General features: G+C 30.7%; 1 protein-coding gene. It reads right to left on the reverse strand.

The window, feature by feature from the left end; all coding sequences use genetic code 11:
- The coding region (locus tag IR151_RS19990) for a serine hydrolase domain-containing protein (protein WP_227437672.1) at window positions 1-952 on the reverse strand (952 nt) is incomplete at both ends.

Genomic DNA, 952 nt, shown 5'->3' on the forward strand with positions numbered 1-952 from the left:
TCCACCTTTTGTAAGTGCTTTTAGATTATATTGATTAAATGGATAAGTGTTGACACAATCCCATCCTAAACCATATCCAAGGATAGAGTCTTCTCCCTCAGGCCATAGACCATTTAAATATTCTTTACTTTCCATAGCTTTTACTGAAGCAGGAGAAAGAATTCCATTTGATTTTTTCATAAATGTTTGTGCAAATGTACATAGATTTTCTGCACTTGAATATAAACCACCTGCACCTATAGTATTAAGGTTATCTTGTGGAACTGCATCTTCCCAATAAGGTACATAGGCTTTTGCAAGTTTTGAACTATCAAATCTATTTTCTGGAGTTTTTGTGTTTTGTAAGTTAAGTGGATTGTTTATGTATTTATCAAGAAAATTAGTAAATGACATACCAGATACTCTTTCTACTAAAATTTCAGCTAAAGTAAATCCATCATTACAATAAACAGAAAAAGCTCCTGGCTTAGCTTTTAATCTTTGTTTCTTTAATTCTTCTAAGAAATTATCATGATTATAAGAATCATTGTCTCCCAATAAAAGGGCATTTTTAAAACTACTTCCCATTAGCCCTGATGAGTGATTTAATAACATTCTTGGAGTGATTTCTTTATATCTATCATCAGCCATTTTAAATTCAGGTATATATTTTACAACAGGAGTATCTAAATTTACTTTTCCCTGTTCAACCAACTTCATAACAGCTGTAGTAGTAAATACTTTACTGATAGAGGCAATATTGTACATATTATCCTTAGTTAAATTTTTATTATCTTGTTTGCTGTATACTCCACCATTTCCAGAAATCTCAATTTTACCATTATCAATTAGAGCATATTGAGCGCTTACAGCTCCATATTTAGATAGTAAAGTTTGAATTTTCTCTTTAGCAAGAGCTCTAGTTTTTGTGTAAGACTCCGAACCTTTACTATAATCATTTAACTCTATATCA

It is taken from the genome of Clostridioides sp. ES-S-0006-03, assembly GCF_020662275.1.
GTDB lineage: Bacteria > Bacillota > Clostridia > Peptostreptococcales > Peptostreptococcaceae > Clostridioides.